Source organism: Faecalibacterium prausnitzii (assembly GCF_019967995.1).
Lineage (GTDB): Bacteria > Bacillota > Clostridia > Oscillospirales > Ruminococcaceae > Faecalibacterium > Faecalibacterium prausnitzii_E.
Map to the genome: position 1 here is coordinate 2,285,139 of NZ_CP065377.1, position 24,660 is coordinate 2,309,798.

General features: G+C 53.3%; 24 protein-coding genes. 16 read left to right on the forward strand and 8 right to left on the reverse strand.

Annotated elements, in window-relative coordinates; genetic code table 11:
* Window positions 1-20 precede the first annotated feature (20 nt).
* A complete protein-coding gene (locus I5P96_RS11170) occupies window positions 21-614 on the reverse strand; it encodes a xanthine phosphoribosyltransferase (protein ID WP_097793532.1) in 594 nt (197 codons plus the stop codon).
* Window positions 615-837: 223 nt separating this feature from the next.
* Here I5P96_RS11170 and I5P96_RS11175 point away from each other — a divergent pair, with 223 nt between their 5' ends.
* Window positions 838-1,707, forward strand: coding sequence for a patatin family protein (locus I5P96_RS11175; RefSeq protein WP_223382141.1), 870 nt, complete (start codon window positions 838-840; stop codon window positions 1,705-1,707).
* A 364-nt stretch (window positions 1,708-2,071) separates the two neighbouring features.
* Here I5P96_RS11175 and gnpA read toward each other — a convergent pair whose 3' ends face one another.
* The 5 genes from gnpA to I5P96_RS11200 all read right to left on the reverse strand — a co-directional run bounded on the left by gnpA (window position 2,072) and on the right by I5P96_RS11200 (window position 7,727).
* Window positions 2,072-4,231 (reverse strand): 1,3-beta-galactosyl-N-acetylhexosamine phosphorylase, encoded by a 2,160-nt coding sequence (gene gnpA / locus I5P96_RS11180; protein WP_223382143.1) that lies wholly within the window; start codon window positions 4,229-4,231, stop codon window positions 2,072-2,074.
* Window positions 4,232-4,249: 18 nt separating this feature from the next.
* The gene (locus I5P96_RS11185) at window positions 4,250-4,441 is read right to left on the reverse strand and encodes a DUF6903 family protein (protein ID WP_223382145.1); all 192 of its coding nucleotides are present in this window, start codon (window positions 4,439-4,441) and stop codon (window positions 4,250-4,252) included.
* Between the two features lie 11 nt (window positions 4,442-4,452).
* Window positions 4,453-5,349 (reverse strand): carbohydrate ABC transporter permease, encoded by an 897-nt coding sequence (locus I5P96_RS11190; RefSeq protein WP_118551417.1) that lies wholly within the window; start codon window positions 5,347-5,349, stop codon window positions 4,453-4,455.
* A gap of 11 nt (window positions 5,350-5,360) precedes the next feature.
* Window positions 5,361-6,245, reverse strand: a complete 885-nt coding sequence (locus tag I5P96_RS11195) for a carbohydrate ABC transporter permease (protein WP_118551415.1) — start codon at window positions 6,243-6,245, stop codon at window positions 5,361-5,363.
* A gap of 111 nt (window positions 6,246-6,356) precedes the next feature.
* Window positions 6,357-7,727, reverse strand: a complete 1,371-nt coding sequence (locus I5P96_RS11200) for a carbohydrate ABC transporter substrate-binding protein (RefSeq protein WP_223382147.1) — start codon at window positions 7,725-7,727, stop codon at window positions 6,357-6,359.
* A gap of 417 nt (window positions 7,728-8,144) precedes the next feature.
* Between I5P96_RS11200 and I5P96_RS11205 the strand changes: the two genes are divergently transcribed.
* Both I5P96_RS11205 and I5P96_RS11210 read left to right on the forward strand, forming a co-directional pair.
* Window positions 8,145-9,011 carry a helix-turn-helix domain-containing protein gene (locus tag I5P96_RS11205; protein ID WP_223382148.1) on the forward strand — a complete coding sequence of 289 codons (867 nt, stop codon included), beginning with the start codon at window positions 8,145-8,147 and terminating at the stop codon, window positions 9,009-9,011.
* Between the two features lie 20 nt (window positions 9,012-9,031).
* Window positions 9,032-10,141 (forward strand): phosphotransferase enzyme family protein, encoded by a 1,110-nt coding sequence (locus I5P96_RS11210; protein ID WP_223382150.1) that lies wholly within the window; start codon window positions 9,032-9,034, stop codon window positions 10,139-10,141.
* A 274-nt stretch (window positions 10,142-10,415) separates the two neighbouring features.
* Here the strand turns inward: I5P96_RS11210 and I5P96_RS11215 are convergent, their stop codons facing one another.
* Together I5P96_RS11215 and I5P96_RS11220 are read right to left on the reverse strand one after the other, a co-directional pair.
* Complete coding sequence (locus I5P96_RS11215; protein ID WP_223382152.1) at window positions 10,416-11,231, reverse strand: alpha/beta fold hydrolase; 816 nt, start codon at window positions 11,229-11,231, stop codon at window positions 10,416-10,418.
* Between the two features lie 150 nt (window positions 11,232-11,381).
* Window positions 11,382-11,633 (reverse strand): DUF6061 family protein, encoded by a 252-nt coding sequence (locus I5P96_RS11220; RefSeq protein WP_223382154.1) that lies wholly within the window; start codon window positions 11,631-11,633, stop codon window positions 11,382-11,384.
* Between the two features lie 587 nt (window positions 11,634-12,220).
* Between I5P96_RS11220 and I5P96_RS11225 the strand changes: the two genes are divergently transcribed.
* The 13 genes from I5P96_RS11225 to I5P96_RS11285 all read left to right on the forward strand — a co-directional run bounded on the left by I5P96_RS11225 (window position 12,221) and on the right by I5P96_RS11285 (window position 24,615).
* Window positions 12,221-13,090: a DUF6017 domain-containing protein gene (locus I5P96_RS11225; RefSeq protein ID WP_223382156.1), complete on the forward strand. Its 870-nt coding sequence runs from the start codon at window positions 12,221-12,223 to the stop codon at window positions 13,088-13,090.
* On the forward strand, window positions 13,090-13,923 hold the full coding sequence (locus tag I5P96_RS11230; protein ID WP_117529516.1) for a ParA family protein: 834 nt from the start codon (window positions 13,090-13,092) through the stop codon (window positions 13,921-13,923). The genes I5P96_RS11225 and I5P96_RS11230 overlap by 1 nt, the downstream gene beginning before the upstream one ends.
* Window positions 13,880-14,824, forward strand: coding sequence for a ParB/RepB/Spo0J family partition protein (locus I5P96_RS11235; RefSeq protein WP_117529517.1), 945 nt, complete (start codon window positions 13,880-13,882; stop codon window positions 14,822-14,824). The genes I5P96_RS11230 and I5P96_RS11235 overlap by 44 nt, the downstream gene beginning before the upstream one ends.
* Window positions 14,825-14,890: 66 nt before the next feature.
* A complete protein-coding gene (locus tag I5P96_RS11240) occupies window positions 14,891-15,340 on the forward strand; it encodes a hypothetical protein (protein WP_055186934.1) in 450 nt (149 codons plus the stop codon).
* 143 nt (window positions 15,341-15,483) lie between these two features.
* Window positions 15,484-15,942, forward strand: coding sequence for a PcfB family protein (locus I5P96_RS11245; protein WP_371292838.1), 459 nt, complete (start codon window positions 15,484-15,486; stop codon window positions 15,940-15,942).
* A complete protein-coding gene (locus tag I5P96_RS11250) occupies window positions 15,939-17,705 on the forward strand; it encodes a VirD4-like conjugal transfer protein, CD1115 family (protein WP_223382158.1) in 1,767 nt (588 codons plus the stop codon). Before I5P96_RS11245 ends, I5P96_RS11250 begins: the two co-directional genes overlap by 4 nt.
* 141 nt (window positions 17,706-17,846) lie before the next feature.
* Window positions 17,847-18,062, forward strand: a complete 216-nt coding sequence (locus I5P96_RS11255) for a Maff2 family mobile element protein (protein ID WP_055186938.1) — start codon at window positions 17,847-17,849, stop codon at window positions 18,060-18,062.
* Window positions 18,063-18,275: 213 nt separating this feature from the next.
* Window positions 18,276-19,142: a VirB6/TrbL-like conjugal transfer protein, CD1112 family gene (locus I5P96_RS11260; RefSeq protein WP_117530282.1), complete on the forward strand. Its 867-nt coding sequence runs from the start codon at window positions 18,276-18,278 to the stop codon at window positions 19,140-19,142.
* Window positions 19,143-19,155: 13 nt separating this feature from the next.
* Window positions 19,156-19,521, forward strand: coding sequence for a PrgI family protein (locus tag I5P96_RS11265; protein WP_117506352.1), 366 nt, complete (start codon window positions 19,156-19,158; stop codon window positions 19,519-19,521).
* Window positions 19,493-21,886 (forward strand): VirB4-like conjugal transfer ATPase, CD1110 family, encoded by a 2,394-nt coding sequence (locus I5P96_RS11270; protein ID WP_411703326.1) that lies wholly within the window; start codon window positions 19,493-19,495, stop codon window positions 21,884-21,886. Before I5P96_RS11265 ends, I5P96_RS11270 begins: the two co-directional genes overlap by 29 nt.
* Window positions 21,883-23,616 (forward strand): C40 family peptidase, encoded by a 1,734-nt coding sequence (locus I5P96_RS11275; RefSeq protein ID WP_223382160.1) that lies wholly within the window; start codon window positions 21,883-21,885, stop codon window positions 23,614-23,616. The genes I5P96_RS11270 and I5P96_RS11275 overlap by 4 nt, the downstream gene beginning before the upstream one ends.
* Window positions 23,617-23,630: 14 nt before the next feature.
* A complete protein-coding gene (locus tag I5P96_RS11280; RefSeq protein WP_223382162.1) occupies window positions 23,631-23,897 on the forward strand; it encodes a DUF4315 family protein in 267 nt (88 codons plus the stop codon).
* A complete protein-coding gene (locus I5P96_RS11285; RefSeq protein WP_223382164.1) occupies window positions 23,881-24,615 on the forward strand; it encodes a DUF4366 domain-containing protein in 735 nt (244 codons plus the stop codon). Before I5P96_RS11280 ends, I5P96_RS11285 begins: the two co-directional genes overlap by 17 nt.
* The last annotated feature ends 45 nt before the right edge of the window (window positions 24,616-24,660 follow it).

A 24,660-nucleotide genomic window follows, 5' to 3' on the forward strand; every position in this document is an offset into this window, starting at 1 on the left:
AGCGGTCTGAAGGTTCGTGGTTAATTTTGCTGCGGCTGCTCGCGGAACCGGATCTCACCGGTGGCCGCATCCATGGACTCGACGATGGCGAGGCTCTCCAGCTGGATGCCCTTGCTGCGGATCAGCTCGCCGCCCTGCTGGAAGCCCTTCTCGACGGCGATGCCAATGCCCTCGACGGTGGCCCCGGCCTCATTGGCCAGTTCCAGCAGGCCCATCAGGGCGCAGCCGTTGGCCAGGAAATCGTCGATGATGAGGACATGGTCTTCCGGGGTGAGGAACTTTTTGGAGACGATGACGTTATAGATCTTTTTGTGGGTGAAGGACTGGATCCGGGTCTCGTAATTGTTGTAGTCCAGATTGATGCTCATGGACTTTTTGGCAAAGACCACCGGCACATTGAACTCGCTGGCAACCACTGCTGCAATGCCGATGCCGCTGGCTTCAATGGTCAGCACTTTGTTGATGGGCTTGCCTGCAAACAGGCGCTTCCACTCTTTTGCCATCTCGCGGAACAGCGGGATGTCCATCTGGTGGTTGATGAAGCTGTCCACCTTCAGCACGTTGCCCTCGCGCACGATGCCGTCCTTGCGAATCCGATCTTCCAGCAGTTTCATTTCAGTCTCTTCCTCCAAGCTTTTGATACAGCATTTCGATTTCACCTAGTATACCGGATTCCACTACCGGATTTCAAGGTCTTTTGGGCAATTTCTCTCTTGTTTTCTCCAAAAATTCGAGTATACTGAAGGTAATCCTCGGAATACGAGGCCGAGGAGCTGCGGAGGTTGTGGAGAGCCTCCCGCACTGTGGGATACGAAGGACAAGAAGGAGCAATACCATATGAAAACAGGATTGGTCTTGGAAGGCGGCGCGATGCGGGGTATGTTCACCGCAGGCGTTCTGGATGTGCTGATGGAACATGACATCACGGCAGACGGTGCCATCGGCGTGTCGGCCGGTGCCGTGTTCGGCTGCAATTACAAGTCGCATCAGATCGGCCGCGCCATCCGCTACAACACCCAGTACTGCAACGACCGGCGCTATGCCAGCTTCAAGAATCTGCTGCGCACCGGCAATCTGTACAGCGAACAGTTCTGCTATCACGATGTCCCCGAAAAGCTGGACCCGTTTGACGAAACGACCTTTGCGGCCTCGCCCATGGATTTTTTCGTCGTCTGCACGGACGTGAAGACCGGCGAACCCATTTACCACAAATGCCGCACGGGTGACGCCGAGGATGTCCGCTGGATGGAGGCATCGGCTTCCATGCCGCTGGCCGCCAGGATCGTCCAGATCGGCCACTACGGCCTGCTGGACGGCGGCGTCGCCGACTCCATCCCCATCCGCTTTTTTGAGTCCATCGGCTACAAGCGCAATCTCATCATCCTGACCCAGCCCAAGGGCTTCGTCAAGAAGAAGAACCCCCTGCTGCCCGCCATCCGGGCGCGGTATCTGCGCTATCCGGCCTTTGTGGAGGCCGTGGCCGACCGCCACGAGCGCTACAACGAGACGCTGAGCTACATTTCCATGCTGGAACAGGCCGGTGCCGATTACGTCATCCGCCCGCCCATCCCGCTGGAGATCGGCGCCATGGAGCGTGACCCCGATCAGCTCCGCCGCGTCTACGAGACCGGCCGCGCCGTGGCACAGATCCAGATCGACAAGATCAAAGCCTTCCTCGACGCCGCCAAGGCGGAACCGGAAGCCTGACAGACAGCAAGCCCCGCCCTGCATCGCACACATTTCCCGTGCGGCGCAGGGCGGGGCTTTGTTCGTGATCGGCGGGCATTGTGGTCAAACGACCCTGGCAAATGACCTTTCACCCAGGCATCTGTCACATGGTAAAGTCGGAAAAGATGTTTACTATGGACAATCCCATTGGTTCTGGTTCAATCCTCTCCTATCCAAAGGAACGCCTATCGAAGTAACCATTGACCCCCAAAAACCAGAAAGAAGCATTGTTGCCTCCTGGGAAATTTAAGAAAAACGGTGACGTTCCGCATTGCGGAAAGTCACCGTTTTCTCTTATGCTGTGCAGTGATCGTTCACTACACGGATGGATAAGAAGGAGAACTTAAATTTCATACCATCTGATTTCATTGGCATCCAGATGCAGGTCAAAGCTGTTGCCATCCGTCGTATAAACTGTGGTATCCTGCGGCTCGTACGTGTTGTTCACCACGCAGTACTTGCCGTTTTTGACGTAGGCGTGCACCTCCACGTTGTAGTTGGAGCTGAACCATGTATGCAGTTCCTCCTCGCTGTGGGCACTCCACAGGATAGCGCGGTAAAGGGTGCGGCTGTTGGCAAAACTGTAAGGCACACCGCTGATGTACACGGCACGACCCTTGCCGAAATCATGCGCCGCCATCTGCACTTCCTTATTCCGCTGCACCAGCACTTCCGTGCCTTCCAGGGCATAAATGTTCTTCTTTCCCTCACCGAAGTCGATGGTCTGGTCAGCATCCTGCAAGATGAAATGATTCGGATGCTCTTCCCAGTTGTACTTGTCGTAGTTGAGGGTGAAGCCGTTTTCTTCCTCTACGCCCAGCACGCTGGCAAGCTGGAGAATGTGGCCCTGATACGGGTGACCGGACGGTTCTCCAACGCCAATGAAGCCGCCGCCGTTCCAGACGAACCGGCGAATGGCGGCGGAGATCTCCGGGTCTTCCCACCAGATACCGCCAGTGTGGGCGGTGTCGGCATCGCCTACATTGATGATGACATCCACCGTTTCCAGCAGCTTCGGATCATTCTTGATATCCTCAAAGCTGATAAATTTCACATCAAACGGTGCGCCGGACAGCATTTCGATCACGCCCGAATAGCTGTAATTCTGCTTGTAGTAGAGGGCATGATGCACCATGTGACAGCCCCATGCCCGCATTTTACCCCAGCAGTTCAGCACAGCCACCCGTTTGACACAGTAAGGCGTAGTGCCCTTGATATTCTCATACAGTTCGCGGAACTCGTTGCAGACGCTCTCCACGTAGTCCACGAACTCCGGGAACTGCAATGCCAGCTTCAGATAGCCGCCATAGCCGATGCGGTCGATGGGCTTGCGCAGGATAGCGCGGCGGGCTGTGACCCAGTTCTCCTTGGCTTCCCGCACCGGGTCGCCGCCCTCGTGGAAGGTGTCGGGGAAGAAGTACGGCAGGAAACGGCCCTCGGTGTACTTCACGCCCTCAATGTCAGAGATCAGGCGCAGCGTGGAGCCGTTGCCCACGCTGCCCACCACGGCATCCAGCCCGATGGTCTTGAACTCCGGCATGAAAGGCTCGGTGCCGATCCAGTGATCGCCCAGGAACATCATGGCCTCGCACCCGCACGCGTGGGTGATGTCCACCATCTCTTTGGCCAGCTTTGCGACTTCCCGCCGCTGGAACGCCTGAAAATCACGGTATTCCCTGCTGGGTACGCGATACTGGTTGTTGTAGTAGCCCTGGTCGATGATATACTCCGGGCGGAACTTGTAACCCACTTCCTGCTCAAACTGATTGAGGATATAGGGGCTGACGGAAGCAGAATAGCCATACCAGTCCACGAATTTTTCCCGCTTGAGTTCATCGAAGATCAGGGTGAACTGATGGAAGAACGTGGTATAGCGGATGACGTTCACATACGGATGCTCTGCAATGAATTTCCGCAGACGCTCCATGGAATATTTGTGGGTTTTCGGCTGGCGCACATCAAACGTGATCTGATGCTCGAAATTCGTCCAGCCGTTGGTGGTGGCATTGTACATATGCACCGGGTCCCAGATGAGATAGGCAAGGAAGCTCACGGTATACTCATGGAACGGCACCGCCTGCACGGTCACGCTGCCATCCGCATAGCTCCATTGTTCTGGCGGCACAGGCTGACCCGTGGAGCGATCCATGACCTCCCACCAGCGGGTGATGTCATCGTGATCGTTCACTTTCATCAGCTCCGGGCTGATGCCTTTCATCAGAGGGATGGTCACGGTGTCGCCGGGGGCGGTGTAAAAGCCGGTCATGATGTAGCACTGCTGCACCTCGTCCGGGTTTGCTTTGGCCCATGCGTTATCCTTGCGCGTGGTATAATAGGTGGAATAGATCTTTGCATCGGCGTTTTTCAGTTCCTGCGGGAAATCCGTACCATCGCAGTCACGGATGGCATCCGCGCCCCACTTTTTCAGAATCTCCAGCGTTTCGGGCACCACATCCAGGTCAGTCGGAATGGTAACGCGCCCGGTCTTGCACTTATCTTCCATAGTTTTCCTCTCTTATCCTCAATCCTGATAGGTTGCGTTGTAAATGGCCAGTACCGCCAGCAGCAGTGCCACGCCCACAAGCATGATGCCAAGCCCTGCCAGCTGTCCAGTCATTTTCCAGCCTGCCACCACCAATGCAACGGACAGCACAAACAGCACGATCATCAGCACGATGCGCAGGGCAGGATGCGTTTTCCAGAATGTTTTCATGTTTTGTCACCTTATCCTTTCAAGCCGCCCACCGTCATGCCCTGCGTCAGCTGCTTCTGCACACAGATGTACAAAATCAGAGTGGGCAGCATCACCAGCACAAGACCTGCGTACATGGTGCCGTACTGCGCAGCACTCTGCTGAGCCTGCATCAGATTCAGCAGACCCACCGGCAAAGTACGGGGTGCGTTGGTGGAACTCATCAGGGTCATGGAGATGATGTACTCATTCCAGAAAGACAGGAAGTTGAACAGAATAATGGTGATGATAGACGGCTTCGCCATTGGGAAAATGATACGGGTCATTGTAGAGAAATAGCTGGCACCGTCGATGTAGGCTGCTTCTTCAAAGTCGTGGGGCAAAGTGGCAAAATAGCCCGACAGCAGATAGATGGTAAAGGGCAGCGCCGTAGCTGCATACACGACCGCCAGAACGAACAGGTTGTTCAGCAAAAAGCCGCTGCCGATATGGTTTTTCAGCCACACATCACCATCACGCAGCATCAGGAAGATGGGAACTACGATATAGTTGACATTGATGAACAGACCTGCCATAAACAGCGTGTTCAACAGCTTGCACCCCTTGAACCGGAAACGGGACAGGCAGTAAGCTGCCGGCAGCGCAATCACCAGCAGCAGCACCAGAGCCAGTGCTGTGACCAGAACGGAGTTGAGCATATATTCGCCCATTTTGGCTCCATTCCACGCATTGACGAAGTTCTGCCAGTAGAATCCGGCAGGCAGTGCCCACGGATTTCCGTAGAACTCCGAGTTCTGCTTGATGGATGCCATAAACACCCATGCCACCGGCACAATGATCGTCACAGCCAGCAGGATCAGCACAAAATAGATAAAAAATTTGTACAGCCCCTCCGCCGAACGGGAGGATTTTTCTTCCGTTTTCTTCATAGTTTTCCTCCTTAAAATTCCAGCGGTTCACGGCTGGTAGCACGATTGACACAGGCAGACAAGGCGAACGAGAACAGGAAGATAACCACACCGATTGCCATGCTGTAACCGTACAGACCTGCATCTTTCTGGCTGTACATATAGTTCAGAGCCACATCCGAGGCACCGTTCGGCCCGCCGCTGGTCATCGCCTTGACGAACAGGAACGCCATATTGATGGTGGAAATGATAAAGAAGGTCAGGGTGGTACGGATGTTCGTCCAGACCAGCGGAATCGTGATCTGGAAGAACTGGGTCAGACGGCCCGCTCCGTCCAGATTGGCACTCTCGTACAAGCTGGCAGGCACCGAGGACATGGAAGCCATATACATCACCATATAGTAGCCCACAGCCTGCCAGACCATTGCAATGATGATGGACGGAATGACCAGCTTTTCGCCTTTCCAGAGGATAGGGTCAGTCATATCCCGGAACAGCCCGATGATGCTGTTCAGCATGCCGTTTTCCGGCTTATAGATGGCAGAGAAGATACCGGAGATGACGACCACAGACAGGATGTTGGGGATGTAGAAAATGATGCGGAAAAAGTTCTGGCCCTTGATTTTTTCGCGGGTCAGGATGGCTGCAAACACCAGCGCAAACGCAAAGGTGATGATGGTAACGACCACCACCAGCAGGATCATGTTCTGCATGGAGCGGATGAACTGGGTGTCCTTCAGCAGATGCTGAAAGTTTTTCAGCCCGACAAAGGTTTCGTTTGGCGAGTAGGCTCCACGCTCATACAGGCTCATGCGGAACACATTGAGGGTCGGCAAGATCATAAAAATAAAAAACAGGATGGTGGCCGGTGCCACACAGAGGAACACGAACCGTTTGCGGCTTTTGTCAGATTTCATAGACAAACCGTTCCTTTCTACTGGAATCCAGAAACCCAAAAAAGCGGAGGCGGTCAAAACCGCCTCCGCTGGGCAGGGCCTTGGAAGCTGTTTTCGGATGCAGCTTCGTTCTTACTCGATGATGTTGGCGCGCATCTGGTCGCTGGCGGACTTGATGCCGTCGATCCACTGCTGCTCGGTCATGCTGCCGGACACCAGAGAGTTGACGGGGTCAAAGAACACGGTGCGGACTTCTACACCGGGGATAGCGGTGAAGGAAGCAAAGTTGCCCATAGCTGCCTTTGCGCCGTTGTCGTAGATGGAGTAGAACATCTTGTTGTCGCCTTCCAGACTGTCGGCGATGCCCAGCACAGGCTGGATCGCGCCGCTTTCGGCAAACAGCTTGCAGGCTTCGTCGCTGTACAGGTAAGCCACGAACTGCTTGGCGGCATCCTGATGCTCGGCACCGGCGGGGATCCATGCCTGCTCGAACCAGGTGTAGCTGTAGCTGTCGCCGCCGGCCTTGACAGCGGGCAGAGCGGTCATGCCCCACTCAAAGCCGTCTGCACGGGGAGCCTCGGCCATCTCGCCCACGATCCAGGTGCCGTTGGGCATGAACAGGGCCTTGTTGTCCAGCACCAGCTGCTGGTTCTGGGTAAAGTCCTGATCGTTGGCCTGTGCGGGGGTGATGGGGTTGGTGTAGGAAGCCAGCTTGGTCACGATGTCAAAGCAGGTCTGCGCTTCGGGGGTGTCCCAGATGCCTTCTTCATAATGGGTCGCCTTGTTGAAGAAGTCGGGGCCGCCTGCTGCATACATCAGCGCATAGAAGAACGCATCAAAGTAGCCGGTGGTGGGGTAAGTGAACAGGTAGGTGCCCTCAGCGGCAGCCTTGTCGCCCAGTGCCCACATCTCGTCCCAGGTCTTGGGCACATCCCAGCCTTTTTCTTTCAGGAACCCGGCGTTGTAGAACAGGCCGCAGGGGCTGTAGAACATGGGAGCCAGATAGGTTTTGCCGTCGCCGTAGGGGTTGGTCAGGGAGGTGTCGGTAAAGCCACCGGCGATCTTCTCACTGACTTTCTTGCTCTCGCCGGGAACCGTCATGCTCAGCACATCGGTGATGTCAGCGATCAGATTGCCCTTGATGAACTGCTCGGTCAGAGCAGCTTCACGGCCGGTGGCCAGATGGACCACGTCGGGGTAGTCGCCGCCCTGCATGGAGGGGCCGATAACGTCCTCCAGCTTTTTGTCGGTGGTCAGGTCCACCTTGATGCCGGTCTGGGCGGTAAAGGCCTCGGTGACCTTTTTCCACATCTCAGCGCCATAGCCGGTCTCGATGGCAGCAACCTTGATGGTGACGTCCGCAGCCACTGCGGAAGAAGCAGCGGCAGAAGATGCCGTGCTGGACGCGGTGGAGCTGGCAGCACCACCACAGGCAGCCAGGCTCAGTGCAGCGGCACCCACGCCAGCCGCTTTCAGGAAATTGCGACGAGAAATGCGTTTCATAATGTATCCTCCATCATAAAGATTCCGTTCAAAACCACAACCGGGACAAACAGGTTTTGTCCGAGGGGGTCGTGTGATTTATTGATTTCAATATAGAGGTTTTCACCCTTTGCAACAAGATGTTTGTTGTTTCGTTTTTTATAAATCTTGCTTTTTAGAATTTTCTTTCAGCAAAAGCACTAAATTCGTCCCGTCTGTTTTGGTACATTCTTCCCGTTTGTAACCGGTTTGACATATTTTTATTCTTTAACGGCATCAAAAATATTTATCCTGTCCAAAATCAGGGCTTGCATTTTTTCTTCTTTGCCCCTATAATGAGAAAAACGCACGATTCAACGCATCGGTTTTTGCGATTATATTTTTAGCTTCTTGTTTTTATTTTTATGTTTATTGCGTTTCGCTGTAAAGGAGCCTGTTATGAGCACCGAACGCTTTGATATCCGTCATGCTCCCGCTCCCCGTGAGTCCTTTCGCTTGCTGTACATCAGCAAAAGCAAATTCGGCGGCGACTGGAACAGCACGGCTCACACCCATTCCTGCACGGAGCTGTTCTACTGCCTGAGCGGAGAAGGACAGTTCTACCTGAGCGGGCAGCTGTCCCCGGTCAAGCCGGATGATATGGTCATCGTCAATCCACAGGTGGAGCACACAGAATTGAGTCTGAACGCTTCACCGCTTGAATATATCGTTCTGGGTGTGGCTGGCATTGAGATCTTATTCGGCAAGGCTGATTCTTCTTATGCTATCTTCAACTGCCGTGAAAACCGGGAACGGATGGTCACTCTGCTGCATATGCTGCTTGCCGAAGCCGACCGCAGTCTGGATGGCTGCGAAACCGTCTGTCAGGACTTGCTGGAGGTGCTGCTGATCTGGCTGGTACGTTGCACAACGCTCTCTTTGCAGGTGGAAGAAACGCCACGGTCTGACAACCGGGAGTGCGTAGAGATCAAGCGATATCTGGACAGCAACTTCCGGGAGGACATCTCGCTTGACCGTCTGGCAGAGATCGCACACATCAATAAGTATTATCTGGCCCACACCTTTCAAAAGGAGTACGGCATCTCTCCCATCACCTATCTGAATTGCCGCCGCATTGAGGAAAGCAAATATATGCTGGGCAATACAGGTTACAGCTTGGCTCAGATCAGCGAACTGATGGGCTTTTCGTCCCCCAGTTATTTTTCCCAGTGCTTCCGCAAAGCGGAGGGGCTGACTCCCAACGAATACCGCCGTCAGGTACGGCAGGGACAACGCCCTGCCCCGGCAAAACGGCATGAAAGATAAAAAGAAACGAGGAACTTCAAATGAAACCTGTCACCGAACCCATTCTCTGCGCCGCTGCATCCGCCTTTGATTTTGGTGGGCCGATGGTCTGCGATCCACACCACTATGGTGAGGGCCACATCAATGACACCTTTGTGGTCTGGCGGGCAGATCATACCAAACGCTTTATCTTACAGCGCATCAACACCGATACCTTCACCGATCCCGCAGGACTGATGGAAAACATCTGTGGCGTGACCCAGCATTTACGGACAAAGATTCAGGCAGAGGGCGGCGACCCTGGCCGGGAATGCCTGAATGTCATTCCCACTCTGTCCGGCGCAGCGTACTCTATTGATTCTGAAGGCAATGCCTGGAGAGCCTATGATTTTGTAGAGAATACCGTCTGTCTGCAACAGGTCGGCTGTGAGGCAGACTTCCGCACTGTGGCAGAAACACTGGGCAAGTTCCAGAACCAGCTGGCCGATTATCCTGCTTCTACCCTCCACGAAACCATTGCGCGTTTTCACGATACGCCCAACCGTTACGCAAACTTTGAAAAAGCCCTTGCCGCCGATGCACTGGGTCGAGCCAAAACCATTGCGCCGGAGATTGCATTTATCCATGCACGGGAAAAGGACTGCCACGTTCTGCTGGATCAGCTGGCCGCTGGTGAGATCCCGCTGCGTGTCACCCATAATGATACCAAAATCAACAATGTTCTGCTCGATGAAGCCACTGGCAAAGGCATCTGTGTCATTGACCTCGACACCGTGATGCCGGGGCTTTCGGCTTATGATTTCGGTGATTCCATCCGCACCGGTGCCAACGACTGCGCCGAGGATGAACCCGACCAGAGCAAAGTCCACTTTGACCTGCATCTGTACGAAGTGTTCGCCAAAGGGTATCTCTCCACTGCCGGGGCATCCATGAGCATGGCAGAAAAAAAGAGCCTTGCATGGGGTGCAAGGCTCATGACGCTGGAATGCGGCATCCGCTTTCTGACTGACTATCTGGAGGGCGACCATTATTTCCATATTGCTCGCCCGGATCACAACCTCGACCGCGCCCGCACCCAGTTCACGCTGGTGCGGCAGATGGAAGAGGTTTTCGATCAGATGCTGGAAATCGTCTGCCCGAACAATCACTGATTTCGCAATCTCCTCCATTCGGATACAGCAAGAAGCATGGACGTTCTCCTTTTCGGGGGGCGTCCATGCTTCTTTTTACAGCTTATCCCTACACACCCATCAAATCGTCCTTTGAGGACGCTGGTAGCGTCGAGGACATGATGCTCTGCAGCAAATTACCGTGCCATAACCTCACACTTTCCGTGGGCGAGCCGGACAACGCCGCTGCGCTTCGCAAACGCGGTCCCACCCCAAACCCTGCTAAGATTGTTTACGGCAAACTGGAAGTTGTCTGTTATAAAATATCAGCAACAAATTCCTCTATCAAACGATTCACCTGTTCGGGTTTGTCTGTATTGGAATTGTGTCCTGCTCCTTCTATCCACATCAAAGGAATTTTCGTATTGCGATGCCATACTTTGTTGTACCGTATACACGAACCAGCGTGATCTTTTGTGCCGCATATCAATAAAGCCGGGCACTTGATCTCATACGGCAGATCCTTCTCCATAGCCGCTGCCAAAATACGATAACCATGTCCGGCAATTTGTGCATAGCGCTTCTGGTTTCCGTCATAGGTTAACATCATTTCACGCATGAGGTTTCTACCGTAATCAGACGTAGCAACACCTTCCGACCCCGATTTCAGGAGCCATTTCCACGGGTAATGAGCATATACCGGCTCCATCCGTTTCAAAAGCCAAATTTCAACTGCCGTCACATAGCTTCGTTGCAGCGGTGCAGAGTCAATGGAGACAAATCCTGTCATTTTGTCTGGGTAAAGCTGCGCATAAGCCTGTCCCACATATCCACCCATAGACTGCCCGACAATAACAGGCTTTGTAAGTCCTTCTTGGTTTAAGATACCGTTCAGCCATTTTGCCTTATCGAACAGATCAAAATCAAATCGAAACGGCCATGAGGAACCATGTGCCGGCGCATCCCAGACGATAGCATTATACCTGTTCTCAAAATACTGAATCTGCTTATCAAACAATCGATGATCCGCAGTCAATCCCGGCAGAAAAACAAGCGTAATTGCATCCGGGTTTGACGCATTCACCCAATAGTGAATCGTTCCGCAACGGGTCTGATATGTCCGTTCCTCCATTGAGCTTCCCTCCCATAACTTCCGATTTAGATGCTTCCTCGGTCTAGCCGGGTACTCGTAACCAATCCTGACCGGCAGTTACCGTGTTGGTTCTCAAAAACTGTTTTACGAACACCCAGCATCAGGGCGCACCCTGTTTTTGTTTTTCCCTTAATCTTCTAACCCATGGCTCCCAGTTGCGTTTTTCAAATATTCCTCTGGATCACCGTTCAGAATCAAATCTGCATAGCCTAGCGGGTCATTGTAGATGAGGTAGTCCAGTTCTGCCCGCTGTGTCATGGTCACATCCAGCGCATCCTCGACCCCGGTGCAGTCAATGGAGATCATTCTCCCATCCCGGAGCAGCAGCTCCACGCAGCCGGTGTCCATGTTAAAGTGACAGGCCTTTGCATCGTACTTCATAATCTCGTCCTCCTGAAATCATTATCTGGTTTGTGTCGGTCAATCTATGATTTCGGATTTCATCTTCCACGGACACCTGCGTGGAACTTGTCGGGGCAAGGCCCCTCCATCTGCTAACGCAGACCGTTCCGTCGCTTAAAAGCCCCACTGGGGCTTTCATTGCTTCGCAAACGCTAATTTTCCGAAGAAAACAAATAATCCGAACCCATCTCCTATCGGAAACAAGTTCGGATCATTTTTGTTTGGTCCGAGTGGCGAGAATCGAACTCACGGCCTCTTGAACCCCATTGTGCTTCTCTCGAAAACACAATGTACAATCCGATACTGCCTAGACTCAGTATCGTTAAATTTCAAATGCATTATACCATTCTGTTTCATTGGATGTCAAGACGTTTCATTCCTTTTGTGGTCAAATTGTGGTCAAACGACCCCGACAAATGACCTTTCTCCCCCAGCTAAGTTACATCGCGCAATTTCGATTTTCACCAATCGAAGTTGCGCTTTTTGTTTGCACGAATTATCTATAAGGAGGATTTGTCAACCATGTCAATGAATCATCGTTGTTTTTTCATCCTTGACAGAATTGTATGACCCTTGACTACTTTTATGGACAGGCCGGAGAACTCTTTTCGTTCTTCCGCATTCCAAAGGCTCTTTTTCAGGAGCAGCAGTTTCAAGATCTGTCAACCGATGCAAAAACTCTGTACGGCATCCTGCTTGACCGTATGAGCCTTTCTGTTAAAAATGAATGGTTTGACAAAAAAGGTCGAGTGTTCATCATCTTCACGATTGAGGATGTCAAGCGGACTTTGCGTTGCGCAGACAACAAAGCGACCAGACTACTCCGGGAACTTGAAAAATTTGGTTTGATTGAACGAAAACGTCGAGGGCAAGGAAAGCCATGTTTGGTGTATGTGAAAAACTTTTCGGCAGAATCTTCAAAGGAGAGTGTCAAGAATCGTGATAATGACGATTCTTGTGGCTCTAAAATCGCTTGTCAAGACCCGGTAAAATCACGAGGTATTAAGAAGAAAGAGAATAAAACAGAGATGAATAATACGAATCTTATCCTTTCCGACGAATCGGAGAAGATGAAGAATCGCGAACTGCTCGAAGAATATTTTTCATGCTCTTTGGAGATGGACCTTCTTCTCCGGCTTTACCCGGATGATGAAGATACCATCTATCAAATCGTGGATTTACTGGTAGACACCTGTGCCACCAAACGCAAGATGCTGCACATCGCCGGGGACGATAAGCCCGCCGAGGTGGTACGCAGCCGTTTTATGAAGCTGAACGCCGACCATGTCCGCTTTGTGCTGAAGTGCCTTGCAGAGAACAGCAGCCCGATCCGTAATATGAAACAATATCTGCTTGCTTCTCTGTACAACGCACCCACCACGATGCAGCTTTTCTACCAGAACCAAACCAACCACGACTTAGCGATGCGGAGGTGATGAAAATTTCAAAGAAAGCAACCACGATTGCCATCGTCAACCAGAAAGGCGGCACCGGCAAGACCACCACCTGTGAAAATCTGGGCATCGGGCTGGCGATGGAAGGCAAAAAAGTCCTGTTGGTGGACACTGACCCACAGGGCAGCCTGACCATTAGCATGGGCTGGCAGCAGCCGGACGAACTGCCCACCACCCTTTCTACCCTGATGGCAAAAGCTATGAACGACCAGCCCATTCCGCCCGGTGACGGCATCCTACACCATGCAGAGGGCGTTGACCTGATTCCTGCCAACATCGAACTGGCAGGGCTGGAAGTTGCCCTCGTGAACAGCATGAACCGGGAAAAGATGCTCAAACAGGTGTTGGAGGGGGCAAAGCGGGAGTATGATTATATCCTGCTGGACTGTATGCCCTCGCTGGGGATGCTCACCATCAACGCACTGGCGGCGGCAGACGCTGCCCTGATTCCGGTGCAGGCGCAGTACCTTTCCGCAAAGGGTCTGGAACAGCTTTTGCAGACTGTCCAAAAGGTACGGCGGCAGATCAACCCGAAATTGAAAATTGAGGGCATCCTGCTGACTATGACCGACAGCCGCACCAACTACGGAAAGCAGATCAGCAACCTGATTCGGCAGGCATACGGAAAGCATCTGAAGGTTTTTGAGCAGACTATTCCACGGTCGGTCCGTGCGGCTGAAACCAGTGCGGCAGGCAAGAGCATTTTCCAGCATGACCCCAAAGGCAAGGTGGCAGAAGCCTATCAATCTCTTGCAAAGGAGGTGCTGGCGGATGCCGATCGACAGCGGAAACTTAGCTCTGAAAGGGCTAGATGACCTGTTTTCCACCGAGGAAAATCGACAGGAGGAGCAACGGGAACAGGTGCAGCAAATTCCCATCGACGAGCTGCACCCCTTCACCAACCACCCCTTCAAGGTGTTGGACGATGAAGCCATGACCCGGACAGTAGAGAGCATTGCACAGTACGGTGTGCTGGCTCCGCTCATCGCCCGCCCCAGACCAGAGGGCGGCTATGAGATCATCTCCGGGCATCGCCGGAAACACGCCGCAGAGCTTGCCCATCTGGACACCGTGCCAGTCATTGTGCGCAATATGAAGGATGATGCCGCCACGATATTGATGGTCGATTCCAATTTGCAGAGAGAACACATCCTACCGAGTGAGCGGGCATTTGCGTACAAGATGAAGCTGGATGCGATAAAAAATCAAGGTGCTAGGTCAGATTTAACTTCCCGACAAGTTGTCGGGAAGTTGGAAGCCGCTGATGAAGTCGGAAAAGCCACTGATGAAAGCGGCAGACAAGTCCAGCGTTTCATTCGGCTCACCAATCTTGTCCCTGAACTACTGGACATGGTGGACGAAAAGAAAATCTCTTTTAACCCTGCGGTCGAATTGTCTTATCTTGATGCAAAACAGCAGCAAGATTTTTTAGAAGCAATGGATGCTTCCCAGAATGCGCCCTCTCTTTCGCAAGCCATACGGATAAAGAAGCTGGCGCAGAAAAGCGAGTTCAGTTATGATGCTGTCTACGACATTATGAACGAGGAAAAGAAAAGCGAACTGGACACTGTGACCATCAAAAACGAAACCCTGCGGAAATACTTTCCGCGCAGTTACACGCCCCGGCAGATGGAAAGCATCATCATCAAGTTGCTCGACCAGTGGCAGCTGAAAAAACAGCAGGCAAAAGAGAAGAAGCAGGAAGAAGCGCGTTGAGCGCAGACTGAACTAAGAGACCCGATTCGGGTCTTTTTTGTTTGCAAAAATTTGGAGGTAACGCCTATGAACAACACGATTCCTTTTCACTCCGCAACTCACGCCCCGCAGATCACGGTGGATGTGAACATCCTGACCATGCTGAAGCAGGCGGCATCCTGTTTGACCGAGGCAGCAGGCAAGGATGTGTACCTTGCCGCCATCGGTCCCGACATGGAGCTAACCATTATCATGGAGGAGGATGCCCCTTCCGTTCTGCCTTGTTTTGACGAGGACGATGCCCTGATTTCCGTGAAGGGTGCGCCGCTGTTTATCAGCTACAATCCGGCGCAGGTCCTCAAGCTGGCAGGCAAGCGGTACCTGACCGGCCCGGTCATCTTCTACCGCACCGATGGGCATAGCACCATCGTATCCCTGACGGTGGAGGATATTTACCGCTTTCAGACCTATCTGGAAAGCCACAGCACCACCCTGATGGCAGATGGGCAGAAGCTGACCTGCATCTGTATCGACTGAGGTGCGCCATGCTGAACTTTTTTATCGGTTTCGCATTTTTTGAAGCAGGTGCCTTTTTCGGCTTTTTCGTGGCGGCTCTGCTGAATGCTGCCCGTGCCGGGCAGGAGGATTAAAATCACCCTGCTGCACGGGAGGTGATGGCAGTGCAGGAAGAAATCGAACAGAAGTCATTCAACATTATGATCTCGACCACAAAGCTGTCTGCCCGGACCGTCCTGCGGGCGGTCAAGGCGGCGTTTCGGCTGTACCAGTCCAAAGCATCCCAAGGCAAGCAGAGTGTTCGCACCCTGTTGCGGCAAAACCGGGGCGTGTCCAGCGTGGAGATCAGCAAGACCGGTATCCGCGGCTTGGAACGCTATGCCAAAAAGTACGGCATCGACTATGCCATCCGCAAGGACACCTCCGAGGTGCCGCCCCGGTATCTGGTCTTTTTCAAAGCCCCGGACGCAGAAGCCTTCAACTCGGCGTTCAAAGAGTATTCGGCATCTTTGCTCAACAAGGACAAACGCCCCTCGGTGCTGGCACGATTGCATGAACTGGTGCAGGCGGCGGCAGAACTCCCCGGCAAAGTCCGGCACAAGGAACAGGAGCGCGGCCTATGACCACGAAAAAGCTCACAAAATGGCTGGCACTGTATCTGCCTTATATTTTGCTGGGGCTTGTGGCAACCAACTTCGGTGAAGCGTGGCGGCTTGCCGAGGGCAAGGAACTGGGCGATAAGATCATGTCCATGATGGGCACCATCCCGGTGGCATTTGCAAACCCTCTGCCCAGCCTGTATCCGCTGGATTTGCTGGTAGGTTTGTGCTGCGGCGCAGGGTTACGGCTGGCGGTTTATCTGCGTGGCAAAAATGCCAAGAAGTACCGCCACGGCATGGAATACGGCTCTGCCCGGTGGGGCACTCCGAAAGATATTGAGCCGTTCATGGCTCCCAAGTTTGCCGACAACATCATCCTGACCAAAACAGAACGGTTGATGATGAGCAACCGTCCGCCGGATCCCAAGAATGCCCGGAACAAAAATGTGCTGGTGGTGGGCGGCTCCGGCAGCGGCAAGACTCGGTTTTGGCTCAAGCCCAACCTTTTACAATGTCACAGTTCCTATGTGGTTACTGACCCGAAAGGTAGTATCGTGGTCGAGTGTGGGAACGCACTTCTGAAAAACGGCTACAAGGTCAGGATTCTGAACACCATCAACTTCAAAAAGTCGATGCACTACAACCCCTTCGCCTATGTCCACAGCGAAAAGGATATTCTGAAACTGGTCACGACCCTGATGACCAACACCAAGGGTGAAGGGTCCGGCGGGGACCCATTTTGGGAGAAATCGGAGCGTCTTTTGCTTACTGCCCTGATCGCTTATCTGCATTATGAAGCCCCGGTGGAGGAGCAGAATTTTGCAACACTGTTGGAAATGCTCAACACCATGCAGGTGCTGGAGGACGACGAGGAATACCAGAATCCGGTGGACTTGCTGTTTGAGGAACTGGGCAAGAAAAAGCCCAATTCCTTCGCAGTGCGCCAGTACAAGCTCTACAAATTAGCTGCCGGCAAAACGGCAAAATCCATCCTCATTTCCTGCGGTGCCCGGCTTGCGCCCTTCGATATCCAAGAGCTGCGTAACCTTACCATGTACGATGAGCTGGCGTTAGATACGCTGGGCGATAAGAAAACGGCGTTGTTCCTCATCATGTCGGACACGGATTCCACCTTTAACTTTCTCATCAGCATGGTTTACACCCAGCTTTTCAATCTGCTCTGTGACAAGGCAGACGATGTGTACGGCGGAAAGCTGCCCATCCATGTACGCTGTCTGATCGACGAGTGTGCCAACATCGGGCAGATTCCCAATCTGGAAAAGCTGGTGGCGACCATTCGCAGCCGTGAGATCTCCGCTTGCCTTGTTTTGCAGGCGAGAAGTCAGTTGAAAGCCATCTACAAGGACAATGCGGACACCATCATCGGCAATATGGACAGTCAGATTTTTCTCGGCGGCTCCGAACCCACCACCCTAAAAGACCTGTCTGAAATGCTGGGAAAAGAAACGATTGATGCGTTCAACACCTCGGACACCCGTGGAAACAGCCCCAGCTACGGCACTACCTTCCAAAAGATGGGGCACGAATTGTTGAGCCGGGACGAGCTGGCGGTGCTGGACGGCGGCAAGTGTATTTTGCAGCTGCGAGGTGTGCGCCCCTTTCTTTCGGACAAGTACGACCTGACCCAGCACCCCAACTACAAGCTGACCTCCGACTACGACCCCAAAAACACCTTCGATATTGAAAAATATCTGAACCGCAAAGAAAAGATCCACCCCGGTGATGAGTTCATCGTGGTGGACGCTGATTCGCTCCCGTCTGCCTGACCCGGTAGGCGGTTTTATTTTACTCGGACCAGAGAGGTACACCAGCAAATCCACTTCTGCCGCAGTTCGTGGCTCAAAAATGTACGATTTCAGGTGTGTACGGACGGTCTACAATTTTTTCAAAATAAAGGAGAAACGATTATGGAATTCTTTAACTCTGCTATCGAAGTTCTTCAGACTCTGGTTGTCGCTCTGGGTGCCGGTCTCGGCGTTTGGGGTGCTATCAATCTGCTGGAAGGTTACGGCAACGATAACCCCGGCTCCAAGTCTCAGGGCATGAAGCAGCTCATGGCTGGCGGCGGCGTTGCTCTGGTGGGCATCACCCTGATTCCTCTGCTGTCCGGTCTTTTCGGCTAAGAGCCGCAGGCGGGGTTTCCCGCCTGTACATACGCAATCGCTCTATCTTAGCTGTGGATAACAGCCCTTATTATAATAGGAAGCGAATTGCAGACGAACATCCACCCATCAGTGAAAGGCGGTGTCTTATGCAGTTTTTGACCCACATTATTTTTCTCCTGAACCTTCTCAAGACCCTCATCAACCACTTCAGCTAAGGACGGTGACTGCTGAATGGAAACCGTTCTCAAAGCCATTGCCGACTGGATCAAAGGCATCCTGACGGCAGGCATTATGTCAAATCTCAGCGGGCTATTCGATGATGTGAACACGCAGGTCGGCAATATCGCCCAGCAGGTGGGCACCAAGCCCTCCAGCTTTGAGCCGAGAGTGTTCGCCATGATCGAAGCCCTCTCCCGGAACGTGGTGCTGCCCATTGCAGGCATCATCCTGACCTTCATCGCCTGTTATGAGTTGATCGAAATGATCACCCAGCACAACAACATGGCGCAGTTTGAGCCTGCCCTCATCATGCGCTGGATCTTTAAGACCGCTATTTCAGTCTGGCTCATCAGCAATACTTTCGACATCGTGATGGCAGTGTTCGACATCACCCAGAAGGTAGTGTCCGATTCCAGCGGCATCATTGCCGGAAATACCCGTGTCAACGACATTGGTTTGTCCATGCTGCAATCCAGCCTGATGCAGATGGATGTCGGCCCCCTGTTCGGGCTGTTTTTGCAGTCCTTCTTCATCGGCATTACCATGCGCATCCTGTCCATCGTGATTTTCGTCATCGTCTACGGAAGAATGATTGAAATTTACTGCATGGTGAGCCTTGCGCCCATCCCCATGGCGACCTTCGGCAACCACGAGCAGAGCCACATGGGGCAGAACTATCTGAAATGCCTGTTTGCACTGGGTTTTCAGGGCTTTCTCATCCTCATCTGCGTGGCGATTTACGCCGTGCTGATACAGTCGGTAGCGATTTCCGGGGATGCCATCAACTCCATTTGGAGCATTGTGGGCTACACCGTTCTGCTCTGTTTCAGCCTGTTCAAGACCAGCTCGGTGACGAAATCCGTCCTCGGAGCGCACTAAAGGAGGTGTTTGATTGGCTGCGTATATTTCCGTTCCCCGCGATTTGACCAAGGTCAAATCCAAAGTGGCGTTCAACCTGACCAAACGGCAGCTTGTCTGCTTTGGCACAGCGGCTCTCATTGGAGTGCCGCTGTTTTTTGTTCTCCGGGATTCCGGCGGCAACACTGCTGCCACCCTCGGTATGATGGCGGTGATGCTGCCGGCGTTCTTCCTTGGGATGTACGAAAAGAACGGCCAGCCTTTGGAAAAGCTGCTGTCGTACTATGTGCAGTCCCGGTTTGTCCGCCCGAAGATCCGCCCCTACAAGACTAACAATTACTATGCGATTTTGATGAAGGGAGGCATGACCCATGATCCCGTTTTGGAAAAAGACCGGTAAGCACAGCAAGCCGCAGTCTGCGCAGAAGCGCAGGCAGAACGCAAAGCCTGCTATGCCCCGAACCGCCCAGCAGTCCATCCCCATGCAGCGGATGTTTGAGGATGGCACCTGCAGGGTGAAGCCCAACTATTACACTCGTACCATCCAGTATCAGGACATCAACTACCAGCTTGCCCAGCAGGAGGACAAGACCGCCATTTTCGAGGAATGGTGCAGTTTTCTGAATTTTTTCGATTCCAGCATCAAATTTGAGCTGTCCTTTGTGAACATGGCAACCGACAGCACCGAGTTTGAAAAGAGCATCCGCATCCCGTTCCAGAAGGACGGCTTTGACGATGTGCGTGCGGAGTACAGCCAGATGCTGCGCCAGCAGCTTGCCAAGGGCAATAATGGTCTGACCAAGACCAAATTCATCACCTTTGGTGTGGAGGGCGAAAGCATGGCGCAGGTCAAGCCCCGGCTCGACCACATCCAGAATGACCTGCTGAATAATTTTCATCGGCTGGGTGTGCAGGCAAAGCCCCTGAACGGTGCCCAGCGGCTGAAACTCATGCACGATATGTTCAACATGGACGGTGCAAGCAAGTTTCACTTTGACTGGAAAGACCTTGTGAAAAGCGGGCTTTCCGTGAAGGATGCCATTGCGCCTACCGCCTTTGCGTTCAAGAACAGCCGCTCCTTCCAGATGGGAGGTATCTTTTGCGCCGCCAGCTTTCTGAGCATCACGGCATCCGACATCAGCGACCAGCTTTTGAAGGATTTTCTGGATATGGATTCTTCCCAGATCGTTACGATGCACATCCAGTCTGTTGACCAGAACAAAGCCATCAAGACGGTGAAGCGCACCATCACGGAACTGGACCGCAGCAAGATTGAGGAGCAGAAAAAAGCAATCCGTGCCGGATATGATATCGACATCATTCCGTCCGATTTGGCGACCTACGGCAGAGATGCCAAAGCCCTGCTGAAAGAATTGCAGAGCCAGAACGAGCGGATGTTCCTCGTCACTTTTTTGGTGCTGAACACCGGCAGGACTGAACAGGAACTGGAAAACAATGTTTTTCAGGCATCCAGTATTGCACAGAAGCACAACTGCAACCTGTGCAGACTGGACTACCAACAGGAGCAGGGATTGATGAGCAGCCTGCCGCTGGCTGACTGCCAGATCGAAATCCAGCGGGGACTGACTACCAGCAGCACGGCAATCTTCATTCCGTTCACCACACAGGAACTGTACCAGTCCGGCAAAGAAAGCCTGTATTACGGCCTGAACGCCCTGTCCAACAACCTTATCATGGTGGACCGGAAGAAGCTGAAGAACCCAAACGGCCTGATCCTCGGCACTCCGGGAAGCGGCAAAAGTTTCTCGGCAAAGCGTGAAATCGCAAACGCTTTTTTGGTGACGGACGATGATATTATTGTGAACGATCCAGAGGGAGAGTATTCTCCTCTGGTGAATCGGCTGAAAGGTCAGGTCATCAAAATTTCGCCCAACAGTACCCAGTTCATCAATCCCATGGACATCAATGCCAACTACTCCGAGGAAGATAATCCCCTATCCCTGAAAGCTGACTTTATTCTTTCTTTGTGTGAACTGGTGGTGGGCGGCAAAGAAGGGCTGCTGCCGGTGGAGAAAACCGTCATCGACCGCTGTGTGCATCTGATCTACCGCAAATATTTTGCGAACCCCTGCCCGGAGAATATGCCCATCCTTGAGGACTTGTACAACGCCCTGCTTCAGCAGGACGAGAAGGAAGCCCACCACGTTGCCACCGCACTGGAAATCTATGTGAAAGGCTCCCTGAATCTGTTCAACCACCGCACCAATGCGAACGTCAATAACCGCATCGTCTGCTATGACATCAAGGAGCTGGGCAAGCAGATGAAAAAGCTGGGAATGCTCATTGTGCAGGATCAGGTGTGGGGGCGTGTCACGGCAAACCGCAGCAGCGGCAAGTCCACCCGGTATTATATGGACGAGATGCACCTTTTGCTGAAAGAGGAGCAGACCGCTGCCTATTCCGTGGAGATCTGGAAGCGTTTCCGCAAGTGGGGCGGTATTCCCACAGGGCTGACCCAGAACGTGAAAGACCTGCTTTCTTCCCGTGAGGTTGAGAATATTTTCGAGAACAGCGACATGATCATCATGTTGAATCAGGCTGCGGGAGACCGCCAGATTCTCGCAAAGCAGCTCAACATCAGCCCTCATCAGCTTTCCTATGTGACCCACTCCGGCGAGGGCGAAGGGCTGCTGTTTTTCGGTAATGTCATTCTGCCGTTTGTGGACCGTTTCCCCACCGATCTGGAACTCTACCGCATTATGACCACCAAGTTGGGTGAAGTCTCGGAGGGCGCGCAGAAATGAGTGAACCGAAGCTGAACATCAAAGAGGAAACGTCCGCCAAAAAGACCCGTTCACCCCCGAAAAAAGCCAAGGTGGAGCAGTCGGTGCCCAGAAAGAAAAAGCTGAAAACCGATGCGGAAAAGACCGCTGAAAAAGCCCAGCATCTGCGGTTTGGCAAGGCGGAACTGACCCCGGACGAGCTGAGCCGGTTGAGCAAGGCGCAGAAGCGGGAGATGTACGCCGCCCATGCCGCCCGGTCTGCGGTGCACAGGGAGGTTGACCAGTACGAGGATGACAATGTGGGCACGCAGGCGTTGAGCGAGGGCGAAAAAGCGGCAGGAAATATCCGGGATATTTCAAAAAGCCGCTATGCCCGGAAGCTCAAGAAGAAAGCCAAGATGCAGGGCAAGAAAGGCTCCAAAGCCGCTAAATCTTCCGCATCGGAGCCGACTGCGGCACAAGATGCAGGCGCATCCGGCACCGGCGAGGGCGGCTCCAACTGGCTTTCACGCTGGAAACAGCGGCAAGAAATCCACAAAAGCTACTATGCCGCCGCCCGTTCGGGCACGGCGGCGCAGACCGCAGGCGGCAAAGCGGCATCCAACGGTGCATCTGCCGCCCGGTCCAGCATGGAACAGGCGGTAGAAAAGGGCAAAACTGCCGTCAGCACTGCCGTGAAAGGGCTGGCGAATGCCGCCAAGAGCAACGCACACGTTCTGGTGATCGTGGGCGTTTTTCTTTTGCTCATCCTCATGGTGATGTCGGGCTTTTCCTCCTGCGGCATCCTCTTTTCGGGCGGTACACAGGTATCCGGGCAGACCATGTACTCTGCCGAGGACCGGGACATCCGGGGCGCAGAACAGGACTACAAGAAGCTGGAAAAGGAGCTGGATAAAAAGATCAAGCGCACTCCCACCGACCACCCCGGCTATAACGAGTACCAGTACCACCTCGACCCCATCGAGCACGACCCGTGGCAGCTCACTTCGTATTTGACCACCTTGTATGACGATTATACCCGCAGCGAGGTACAGGGCAAATTGAAGGAGACCTTCAAAAAGCAGTATAAGCTGACCACATGGGTGGAGGTGCAGATACGGTATAAGACCGTCTGGGTCATCAGCCCGGCAGGAATCCCGGTTCCCACGCAGGTGCCCTACGAGTACCGCATCTTCCACACCAAATTGGTGAACAAAGGACTGGAAGTCGTTATCCGGGAAGAATTGAATGCCGACCAATGGAAACGGTACGAGATCTTTCAGGACACGCTGGGTGGTCGGCCTTATCTGTTCAATGGCGGTCTGCCGTCCGGTGGTTCCGATGGCTCCGGTACACCGGGCATCAACTATCAGGTTCCGGCAGAAGCCCTGACGGATGAGGAATTTGCCGCCATCTACAAGGAAGCCCAAAAGTATGTGGGCACGACCTATGTGTGGGGCGGCTCCACCCCGGAAACCGGGTTCGATTGCAGCGGCTATGTCTGCTGGGTCTACAACCAGAACGGCTATGATGTGGGGCGCACCACCGCCAACGGCCTGTGGAACAAGAGCCAGCACATTTCCGAAGCCGAAGCAAAGCCTGGCGACCTTGTTTTCTTCGATGGAACGTATGATACGCCGGGGAAAAGTCACGTTGGAATCTACCTCGGCAACGGCATGATGGTCAGTGCCGGAGACCCAATCAAGTACGCAAACATTCACTCGTCCTACTGGGAGAAGCATCTCGCCGGATTCGGACGGCTTTCAAAATGATTGGAGGAGTTACTATGAGCGAAAAATCGGATAAGCTGCGGGCAATGCTGGAAAAAGAGAAGGAGCGCCGCATCAAGCTGAACAACCGCATCGAGATTCTGGAACGACGCATTCAGGAGGAGGATTCCGCCGAGGTCAACGAGATGGTGCGGACTGCAAAGGTCACGCCGGAACAGCTTGCTGCCCTGCTGCGGCAGTCGGCAACCACCACCCCGACCCCGGCTGCGCTGTCTGCCGTGGGCGCAACTTTTGAGAAGGAGGTTGATGCAGATGAAGATTAAGAAACTGGGCGCACTGCTGGTATCGGCGGTACTGTGCGCTGGCATGGCGGCTCCTGCCTTTGCCTTCGAGGGCGAAGCCGCCCCTGTGGAACAGCCTGTTTTGCCGGAGGTGATGGAAGATGTTGTTACCATCACGGATGAAACCTCCGGCGCACTGACCCCGGAGGGCAATCTGACACTGGTGGACGATTACCACACCAATTATTCGGATGGTTCCGGGCAGCAGTTCATCACGCTGGTATCGAAATCGGGTGCGACATTTTATCTGGTAATCGACCGGAACAGTAAAGGCGCACAAACCGTACACTTTATGAACCTTGTGGACGAAGCCGACCTGCTGGCACTGATGGAGGAAGAAGATGCGGATGCTTATACCGCCGAAAAGGAAGCGGCGGCGCAGGCGGAACAGGACAGGCTGAAAGCCGAGGAAGAAGCCAAGAAAGCCGCAGAAGAAGCGGCGGCATCCGGTACGGAACAGACTGGTGGCAACAAAGTTACGAAGTATGCCGCCACATTCTTAGGCGTTCTGGCTCTGGTCGGTCTGGCTGCTGGCGGCGGCATTTACACCTTTATGAAGCAGAAGCAGAAAAAGCAGGCTGAAAAAGAAGCTCTTGACCCCGATGCAAACTACACCGAGGACAAGGGCGATTTTGAGATTCCGACCGATGTGCCGGACGAGGACGAAACCCCGGACGAGCAGGACACTGAACCCATCTGATTTCAAGGCGGCGTTTTGCCGCCCTACATATTGCAATCCGAAACA